The organism is Salmonella sp. SJTUF15591, assembly GCF_043356435.1.
GTDB classification, from domain to species: domain Bacteria; phylum Pseudomonadota; class Gammaproteobacteria; order Enterobacterales; family Enterobacteriaceae; genus Salmonella; species Salmonella enterica.
Map to the genome: position 1 here is coordinate 1 of NZ_JBEUJO010000024.1, position 9,206 is coordinate 9,206.

9 protein-coding genes and 2 pseudogenes are annotated in these 9,206 nt (G+C 49.9%); 2 read left to right on the forward strand and 9 right to left on the reverse strand.

Translation table 11 applies throughout. The annotated features are described in order from the left end of the window. Positions 1-212 precede the first annotated feature (212 nt). A complete protein-coding gene (locus ABVM99_RS24170; protein WP_016062824.1) occupies positions 213-1,442 on the forward strand; it encodes a site-specific integrase in 1,230 nt (409 codons plus the stop codon). On the opposite strand, the gene xis is transcribed toward ABVM99_RS24170, so the two are convergent. The 6 genes and pseudogenes from xis to ABVM99_RS24200 all read right to left on the reverse strand — a co-directional run. Further along, positions 1,420-1,704, reverse strand: a complete 285-nt coding sequence (gene xis, locus ABVM99_RS24175; RefSeq protein ID WP_016062825.1) for an excisionase Xis — start codon at positions 1,702-1,704, stop codon at positions 1,420-1,422. The two genes, ABVM99_RS24170 and xis, sit on opposite strands and share 23 nt — an antisense overlap. A 40-nt stretch (positions 1,705-1,744) precedes the next feature. Continuing rightward, positions 1,745-1,984, reverse strand: coding sequence for a DUF4060 family protein (locus tag ABVM99_RS24180; protein WP_001237031.1), 240 nt, complete (start codon positions 1,982-1,984; stop codon positions 1,745-1,747). Between the two features lie 42 nt (positions 1,985-2,026). Continuing rightward, positions 2,027-3,184 carry a RecT family recombinase gene (locus ABVM99_RS24185; RefSeq protein WP_393927458.1) on the reverse strand — a complete coding sequence of 386 codons (1,158 nt, stop codon included), beginning with the start codon at positions 3,182-3,184 and terminating at the stop codon, positions 2,027-2,029. After that, entirely contained in the window at positions 3,147-6,347 is a 3,201-nt protein-coding gene (locus tag ABVM99_RS24190) for a RecE family exodeoxyribonuclease (protein ID WP_393927456.1), read from the reverse strand. Before ABVM99_RS24190 ends, ABVM99_RS24185 begins: the two co-directional genes overlap by 38 nt. Positions 6,348-6,487: 140 nt before the next feature. Further along, complete coding sequence (locus tag ABVM99_RS24195; RefSeq protein WP_000551857.1) at positions 6,488-6,658, reverse strand: YdaE family protein; 171 nt, start codon at positions 6,656-6,658, stop codon at positions 6,488-6,490. Next, positions 6,651-6,806 (reverse strand): annotated as a pseudogene (locus tag ABVM99_RS24200) (hypothetical protein); the annotation flags it as partial. The gene ABVM99_RS24195 and the pseudogene ABVM99_RS24200, both read right to left, overlap by 8 nt. Positions 6,807-7,056: 250 nt before the next feature. Between ABVM99_RS24200 and ABVM99_RS24205 the strand changes: the two are divergent. Then, positions 7,057-7,263 carry a hypothetical protein gene (locus ABVM99_RS24205; RefSeq protein WP_115395961.1) on the forward strand — a complete coding sequence of 69 codons (207 nt, stop codon included), beginning with the start codon at positions 7,057-7,059 and terminating at the stop codon, positions 7,261-7,263. A gap of 22 nt (positions 7,264-7,285) precedes the next feature. Here the strand turns inward: ABVM99_RS24205 and ABVM99_RS24210 are convergent, their stop codons facing one another. The 3 genes and pseudogenes from ABVM99_RS24210 to ABVM99_RS24220 all read right to left on the reverse strand — a co-directional run. Beyond that, a complete protein-coding gene (locus tag ABVM99_RS24210; protein WP_023137791.1) occupies positions 7,286-8,104 on the reverse strand; it encodes a DUF3037 domain-containing protein in 819 nt (272 codons plus the stop codon). Then, complete coding sequence (locus tag ABVM99_RS24215; protein WP_130525692.1) at positions 8,101-8,838, reverse strand: HipA family kinase; 738 nt, start codon at positions 8,836-8,838, stop codon at positions 8,101-8,103. The genes ABVM99_RS24210 and ABVM99_RS24215 overlap by 4 nt, the downstream gene beginning before the upstream one ends. A 152-nt stretch (positions 8,839-8,990) precedes the next feature. Further along, a pseudogene (locus tag ABVM99_RS24220) lies at positions 8,991-9,206 on the reverse strand (transcriptional regulator); the annotation flags it as partial.

Below are 9,206 nucleotides of genomic sequence, written 5' to 3' on the forward strand. Positions count from 1 at the left end.
ACATCGATAATTGATAGCACGCCAGCCCCCGCAAACCTCCGACAAAAACGCCTCAAGATCCCCATAAAATCAGCTTTCCCAAAAACAATACTGTTTGCATGCACAGTAAACCTACGACATCATAAGTCATGGTTTTTGTGTCCACCAGCGCGTCCATATCCTATGATGGACACATTACCTCCCGTTCTGATGGACACACGCAGGGACAAATCATGGCTATTTCAGATAGTTATCTAAAGTCGTGCCTTGGGCGCGAACGAGACAAAGTTGAAGAAAAGGCAGACCGTGATGGTCTGTGGGTACGTATCTCCAAAAAGGGGGCTGTTACTTTTTTCTACCGATTCCGCTTCCTGGGCAAACAGGACAAGATGACGATCGGCAGCTATCCGGAGTTCGGGTTAAAAGCCGCGCGCGATGAAGTCGCTAAGTGGGCCGCCATTCTTGCCCGTGGCGAAAACCCACGGATCAGGCAAAGCCTCGACAAAGCCAAGATTAACAGCCAGTACACCTTCGAAGAGCTGTTTCGCGAATGGCATTCAATGGTGTGCGTTCAGAAAGAAACGGCAGGGCAGATTTTACGTACATTCGAATTGCACGTTTTCCCCAAGCTAGGGAAATACCCTGCACATCAGCTCACGCTGCACAACTGGCTCACCGTCCTGGACAGATTGGCTCAGGCATACAGTGAGATCACCAGGCGCGTAATCAGCAACGGGCGGCAGTGTTATTCTTGGGCGGTAAAACGGCAACTGCTCGAGGTTAACCCGCTATCCGAAATGTCTGGCCGTGATTTCGGCATCCAGAAACAAATGGGCGAGCGAACCCTGGACCGCAAAGAGCTGGCGATAGTCTGGCGAGCCATTGAGGATTCCCGCCTCATTGAGCGCAACAAGATCCTCTATAAATTGTCACTTATATGGGCGTGCAGGGTCGGCGAACTCCGGCAGGCTGAAGTCGCACATTTTGATTTTGAAGAAGGGATCTGGACTGTTCCATGGGAAAACCACAAGACAGGGCGGAAGACAAAAAAACCAATAATTCGACCTATCATTCCGGAAATGCTCCCGCTGATAAAACGGGCCATTGAGCTGGCGCCTGGACGCTTTGTTTTTTCAAAATACGAAGACAAACCGATGAGCGAAGGCTTTCACATGAGCATCAGTAGTAACCTGGTTAAGTTCATGCTGAAGGCTTATAACGAGCAGGTCCCACACTTTACTATTCATGACCTACGCAGAACTGCGCGAACGAATTTCTCAGAGCTAACCGAGCCTCATATCGCCGAGATAATGCTCGGGCACAAACTGCCAGGTGTGTGGTCGGTGTACGACAAGCACACCTATGTTGAGGAAATGAGAGTGGCATATGGTAAGTGGTGGGCCCGACTTATGAGCATCGTCGAGCCCGACATTCTGGAGTTCACGCCGCGTCAGGTCGGGTGAGACGGCCTTTATCATCACGGGTTAGATTCAGGTGAGACATCGGCTTACGGGTTGATCGTGACATCTCTTTAATCTGCCAAGCGGTGACTTTAGTTTTAAGCCATTTGTTGGAGCCACCCATATATGAACAGTCTGGTTCCGGGAATGGGTTGTTGTCGCTTGGTCGTTTTCGGTAACGATCCAGCGTCCTGGAAGAAATCCTTAGCTGACAGCAAATTTCGCTGGTGCTCATCAATTCAAAGTCTCTAATTTTTTTGCTCATCGTTTTCTCCAGTGGCCCCGCAGCGGGCCATCGCTAATATTCAGTTTGCCTGTGCTGGCAGATTTCTAAGTTTCCGGACGCCGATCATTGCGGTGGCTACGTAGCTGGTGGCCCGGTTAACTACTTCAACAGGCACCTTTACGCCATCCACTACAACGGTGTAATTGGTAACGTGCTTTTGTCTGCCGTAATCGCCGAACTTCTCATGATGCGCTGCCAGTGCAACATCACATGCGCGACGGCCCAATGGCGATTGCTTACTGCGATTTATAAGGCGCATAAAGCCTCCTCAGGCGGGAGGGCGTAACCCCTCCCGATGCAATTAGCCGATGTATTCCGGTTTCATATCGTCCAGGGTGATGCGGTACTTATCGTGCAGTTCGTCGCCAAGATGACGTTTAGCAGCGCCAAGCGTACTTTCAGCTTTAGCAAACATCTCTGCGGCTTCCGGTTCGCCAGGGTTTGGAATTGAGTTGATCACTGCCTCGACTTTGTTCTGTGCATCGACCTGGTAATAGCGCTTCACTGCTTTGTTTTTCAATTCGGTGAACAGCGCAGTGCCCAGCAACGCTTTCTGTGATTCGATATCCGCACGGATTGCTTTGGCCTGATCAACGGAACTTGCTGTATCAATGCGTTCGCGAAGATCGTCGGCAACAGCATCAACGTTAGTTGCCGACTCCTGCGCGCTGGTCGTGGTGCTAACCTCGCTGGTGATTTCCTGTACGCTCATGCGCTGGGCTGGAACAGGGTTAATCTCTCGTTCTTCTCGTTGCTCAACCTCATCAGGGCTGTACACGCCGAGGATCACTTCCGGGCAGTACAGGCGAGCCCAATATTTAACGCCCAGATAGGCAATTTGCTGTTTAGGGTTTGAAACCCATAGCGGAGAGTTGCGGGTAACAACGCCGGAGAGGTAAAGAGGTTCTCCCCAGGTGATTTCAGATTCACCTCGCAGAATGGCACCAACCTGAACGAACAGGCCGATCTCGTCCTCATCTGTCCAGCCACGAACGCGCTCAGTGACGGTGTACTTCCCATTTTTACCGTTTTTATCGCGTGTGATTTCCTGTGTCCTGGTGCAGCGCTCCCAGTCACCCCCATAGCGGTAATGAAAACGGCCATGAATGGCACTGGAGCTTGCGATTACTGCGTTGACCAGTTGTGCCTCGTAACCAAGAACACCGTTAACCAGGTGTGTTTTCTGCGCCACAGCGTAAGGATTCATACCCCATTGCATAGCCTGCATGACGATTGCCATACAGTCGGCTGGTTTCCCTGCAAGGTGTGCCGGTACCGTCACCTGTGAGTCTGCCATCAGGTTAGCGAAAGCTGTTAACTGACCCAGTGCCTGAACGTTAAAAATTGCGTTACTGGCAGAAATGGTGTTTGGTGCCTGCTGCTCAGTGGTAACAATATTTGTGTTTTCCATGATTTTCCCCTTATGCCTGTACACGCAACGCTTCAAGGCGGCGCATATCAAAATCGTTCAGTTCGTCGGTGTAGTCTTCTGTGATAGGCGCTGGCCATTCACCAGTGTCGAAGCCGTTTGCTATCGCTCGCATTGTTTTGCGGTATTCCAGCATGCCAAGTTCCAGCAACTCGGTAGACGCCTCAATGATGGCGACCCAGTGGTAGTTCTCGTCTTTGTTGACGAAAATCCAGAAAAACTGGTCCAGCGCCGCAGTTTCGCAGTACATGGCCGCGCTCAGGTGATAGTCCCGATCGATGATTTCACGGTGCAACTTCGCACGCAGTCCTTCCTGCTTGATGTTCCACATGCTGATAGTTTTCAGGTCGGCGCCAATGCGCAGGCCGCCCATATCGAGCTCAAGGTCAGGGCGTACCCGAACTTCCAACCCGGTTTCCTCATCAATCCCAAAATAGCTCACCTCGACAGCGCGGTTTGGGTGAGTCAGCAATTTGCCGGCGGTCGGGTGCTCCAGCAGGGCTTTCTGAATGTTCAGCGCGGTACTGAGCTGTTGGCGGGTGACCAGCACTTTCCCTTCGGTGTTCTCCCGCCACGCATCCAGCAATTCGTCGGCGAATACCGCTGCCGGGTTGACTGATTTCACGGCCAGAATCAGATCGGCCTTCGTGCCAGAGACTTTCAACGGCGACGATTTTTGCGCTTCCTGAGCGACCAGGTCAGGGTTGATTATTGCCAGTTGCTCCAGCAGCGCGTCACGGCTGCCGCTGGTTTTAACCGGCGCGGGCAGGGTGGCGTTGTACTCTTTGATGCAGGCTTTCATCGCCGTGGCTGTATGTTTGGTGCCGTTTTCAATGCGCTGGAATTCTTCGGGAAGCTGCTCATACGATGCATAGGTTTCATCTACCGAAGCTCCAAGCGGCATCTGCGACGGCAGGGTGGCGTTGTACTCTTCCAGCAGCGCTTTGATATCGTCAGCACTCAGCAGCGCTGGCAGGCTGGCGTTGTGCGCGTCGATGAACTCGCGCACGGTGGCGGTGGTGGTGAAAGCACCCTCAGGGATCTCCGGCTCTACGCTGAACTCCGCTTCGAGGTTTTCCGGCTGTAGAGCCAGAACATGTACCAGGTTGCCCATATCAAGCACTGGAGAGCGCTCTTTGACGATAGTCTTCTCTACGTGACGCGCGTTAAAGTACATCAGCGACACGCGAGCATCTTTCACCTGAGTTGAGCTGATCCCGTTGGCGGCGTGGTAAAACTCGTTTGGTACACCTTCATAGCGGCCCGGCTCGAAGTATTCCGGCCAGGCTGCTTCTGGCTCTTCTTGTTGCGATTCTGGTACGTTTTGTTGCGCCTCAGGTTCAGATTGGCTCACAGAATCGTTGTTCTGGTGCGTCTCAGCCTGATTCTGGTTCTCTACGGTAACTGCTTCTTTACCAGTACCCAGATCGCCTTCGCCTGCCTGCACCGCATCACCAGCCTGTTTTTCATCACTGTCAGCTTCTTGAACCTGCACATTGCTGGTGGTCTCCGGATTCGTTTCTGTGCCATGAGTTGATGAGTTCTGCATTAAAGCGGACACGTCGAAAATACCGTTGCCAACATTTTTAACCAGTTCAGGTTCGGTGGTCGGCTGGCTTGTCTCGGTTTTCACCCATTTTGGGTCGTTCGGGTCGCTGATGCCCTCGACGTATTCACCGCGTGCGGCTGCCAGTTGTTTACCAACATCAACCGGGCTTTTGGGTGGAATGTTTTTACGTGCTTCGTACAGTTCTGCCCGTATTTTCTGGTAGCCTGCTTCTGTCTGGCTTACAGGTGGCTCATTCTCCAGCGGCTGCGGGTCCGGATGATGTTCAGTTGTGTCCTGTTCCACTGCTTCAGGCGTTGCTGGTTCATCTGCCAGTTCGCCTGCCGGTTGTGGTTTTTCTTCATCACACTGAAATCTCCCTGCCTCAATATCCCGCAGACATTTACCCGCCTGACGAAGCCTTGCTGCATTTTCTTCATGGGTTGTTGGGGTGTTATCAGGCGCATATTCGTACCAGTCCGGATCGCGAACACCATGAACGGCAAGAAAGCTTTCGCACCACGTCCGGCGAAGATCAGGATTACCGTTATGTACGGCCTTTGGCGCTTTGCGTACCAGGTCAATAATGGTCTGTCGGTCGTAGCCTTTGATGTCGGGGATAATGCCCACTGTCATCGACATTCGCTTCCAGTCTTCCCGGTCTTCGGCGATGATACGTTTTGCAAAATCCATTGCAGGACGCAGGTTATTCAGATCCAGCTCCTCACAGAAACCACAGGCGAGCTCATAGTTAATCGTTCTGTGTGTCGGTTTTTCGCTACGGCGTGGACGTTCTGGCTTATTTACGTCGTCGACAATTACTTTATGTGGCCCGGTTTTTTTAACGGGTGCAGGTTTATTCTTCAGGCGTTCAGCCCATTCCTTAACCAGCAGGCCGCGGTTAATGTGTTCAGCACTGAACCATTCCTTAAAAAACTTAATAGTGGTGCATAACTCAGGCACTTTTCCATCGACAGGAAATACCTGTTTATACGCATTCACTGCTTTGTGAATATCGTGCTCGATAGCTTTTTTGAACGGCTCTACATTTTCTGCGGCGAGTATCAGGTTCTGGACATATGAATTATCGGTGTCCATTTCGAGACGTAGAATTTCTTTTTTCTGGGAGGCGTCGACGTGATAAAGATACTCACCTTCACCTATGTGCTGAGCAAGAACGCGGTGACGGAGGGGCATAGTTGCGACAACAGTCAGCTCGGGGGCTGGGGCTTTTGCCGGGGAAGGGCTGTTGCTTTCGTTACCAAAATTTTCGTTGTGGTCTTCCAGCACTTCGCCTGTTTCGGTATCAACACCGTCGACGATATGCTGGCGCGCCGCGGCGGCGGCTTCAGATGATGGCAGGGTGACGCCGGGGATTTGCGTCCAGGTCATATTGTCTTTAGCGAGTTGATAGTAATCGCAGAAAGTGAGGCTCAGTTCGCCTTCCGGCGGCAGCTCGTTGACTACCGGAAAATTGGTGCGGATCGGCCTTGCATAATCCTTACCGCGGCCGGTTTCAATTTCAGCATCTTCCAGAACGACATCCAGCATAAGGTTGGCGCGCGCTTCTGATTTTGCAGTGAACCAGACCGTCGCATCTTGCTTTCCGGATTTCTGCGTAGCTTTTACTACATAGAAAAATTCCATGTGAGATCCTCTTTTTTAGATGTAAGATCCCCGGGCCAGAGATAGCGCCCATTGGGTGAACTTTGGTTTTTTGTGTAGTTTTCCGGTGGAACTTTGGTCGGTGTCACCGGACGTATGGGCCGCCTTGCGCGGCTTTTACGTTAACTTTCGTGCGCCATCTGGTCGTATGAGGCACAACGTACAGAGCAGTAATCGCGCTCTTCATGTGTCAGCTGCGCGCCGCGAATCAGCGTCAGCTCGTTTTTTACTTCTTTGCCTTGCTCAATCGTCTTTCCACACAGGTGGTAAGCGCATGTCTTTTGGTTATGCATCCGGATCTCCTTTCTGCGCCAGCAGGTAGCAGAGGCGGCGGATTAAAACCTCAATCCGGTTGAGCGGGACGGCCTGCTGTCGAGCTGGTTTACGTGCGAAATCAATCATTCTCACCCTCGTTTGCCTTATCGCCGGCCAGCGGAACGTTTATCACCTTCTGCGCGTTAACTTTTCCACCTCATTCCGGTCTTCGTATGCCCCGGACGGCTACTTCGTGGGCGTCCTGCCTGGGTGGTTCGTTGTTGCTATGGAATAAGTAAAGCATCATTTTACTTCTTAGTCAACTTATACGGAATTAAAGTGTAAAGCAAAGCTGTACAACAAGCATGTTCATTTTTGAACTATGTTTAGCAGCTCAATATGTATATGATTAAAAAAACATCAGTAAGAGGTGGTTATGGAACGCGATGAGCTGGAAGAAGACCGTGCGGCATTCATTGCGGGTGAGATTGGCGGCGCAGTGGTCGAATTGATAATCGACGGCGTAGTGATCAGCCGCGATGCGATTGTGGATAGCCTAGAGGCTAAGCGCAGGGCAGTGGGAAACGTCATTCACAAAGGTGTATTGCGGGATGCGGCTGCTATGGTGCGGAAAGGGCAATAAAAAACCCGGCGCGAAGGCCGGGTTAAATTGCTTGTCTGGCAAACTTTACTATTGATGCTTCATCTCTATGCTCTATGTGATGGATACCTTTCTCGTCGAATGTGTTACGAATTTCACGCATCGCTTTTACCTCAAGAGCGCTTGGCTGGTAAGGTGCATCTATCGTAAATAACACATTAGAGATAGATAAAATTTTCTCACTGGCGGCGCGTAAAATTTTTGCTGTCCAAGAGTCACAGTGCTCCATCATTTTTTCCGGTTTGTCCTGTGTGAACGCCAGGGGTTTGATTGCACATAAAATCTCTCCCTCTTGACGAGCGACAAATGGTAAAGAGAATCGCGTCAACTCTCCGCCAAGCGTCTCTTTTTTAAACGCATTCTTAAGATCACTGTAATGAGAGAAGCGATGCTTAAGTTCTCTCGTTAGGATGGCCTCACGAGATTCTTTTGTTACTTCTGAATGATTTACAAACTTATTAAAAAGGGTGGCTGTAATTTCCTGAGGGCAATCAGACATCACAACTCTCGCTGGGCTAAAATGAATGATTGATTCCTTTTTACCAATTAAGTAATTGAAAAAGTTTGCTAATTTCTCAGGGGTGGTGAATTTATAACTTTGTTCTTGAGCAAACTTTAACTCTCTTGCAATTGCATCTTTCGCATGAGGAAAAATTATCTCGTCCTGAAAAAAATTTTTTACTCTAGCGTTGTTGCCTTGAGTCAGTTGAAAGTGAAACTGCCCTAACTTCGGAGCACAAAGAACCACACCGACGTTGGCAAACTCTTCGGTTTCTGCATATGGCGCATATCTAATAATGCTGTATAGGCATGGTGTGGTCATTTGATGTTACTCCAAAATTCTCTGTCGCTTACTCTGTTCAGGCAGTTCATTATCTCATTCAACATCAGTTCGCGTTCTTCATCGGATGAAAACCACTCATCAGGAACCTGATTAAACTTCTCCTCAACTGAACCAATAGCACCACTAGCGAGATCCATCAGTTCGGGTTTATCAAGTATGTCGAACACCCACTTTCTTCCGTTTGCAGAATACACATGGACATCATACTCATCATCAGTTGTATCCTGTGCGAATGCCAGATTATGGTCAATCAGGTAATACCTATTATTAACAGCATCGAAAATTATATTTACATTGCCACCGATGTCAGTCAAAGACCTGTCAGCATTGTTTATCCAGCGGTCAAAGAAGAATATTTTCTTTTGATCCTGTATGTTTACAGCACTGCGGGCTTGTTGAATGTTAATGGTTGAGGCATTTTCAACAAAGCGGGTGGCAAATGCTGGGCCTGGTGAAAGCTCGCCGCGCAAATCAGGCATGAATTCGATAATCTCTTGGCCAACATCTACAATGCAAAAATCAGGGCAAGGTAGACCTATCTGTCTGGCTAGGTGTGCAGAAATAAATTCTGCTACAAGCTCTTTTTGCCGGAGTTTTGGCCTGCCCTTAACTATGTAAGCCAGCCCATCTTGGCACGTGCAAAGAAACGGCTGAGTCATACCGTCATTCATGCGTCTAGTATAGGCTGTAACTTGCAGATAGTTATTTTGCAAAACATACTTTCCCTAGAAATAAACACTAAACATTGGTGCTGGAAAACTTTAAAAAAATAACGTGCACAGCTTATCCTTAACCAAACGGCTCTTCAGCCCATCAGCACCCGAATACCTCAGGCTAACCGTACTTCCTGTAGGTCTGTAGCGTATTACTCCGTATCGCCCTTAATCCGCCGCCCCATGTACTTCGCGTACAGCTCGTCAAGTTCCTTCAGGCGCAGCGAGACAATCCGCAACATGTTCTGTTGCTCTTCTTCCGGTAACTGGCGATAGAGCTCAAGCAGGCGCTGTTCGTCAGGTTTAAGTCCGTCTTTCTCTCCGACATCCTCACCAAGCAGCCACGGAACTGATACGCCAGCAGCATC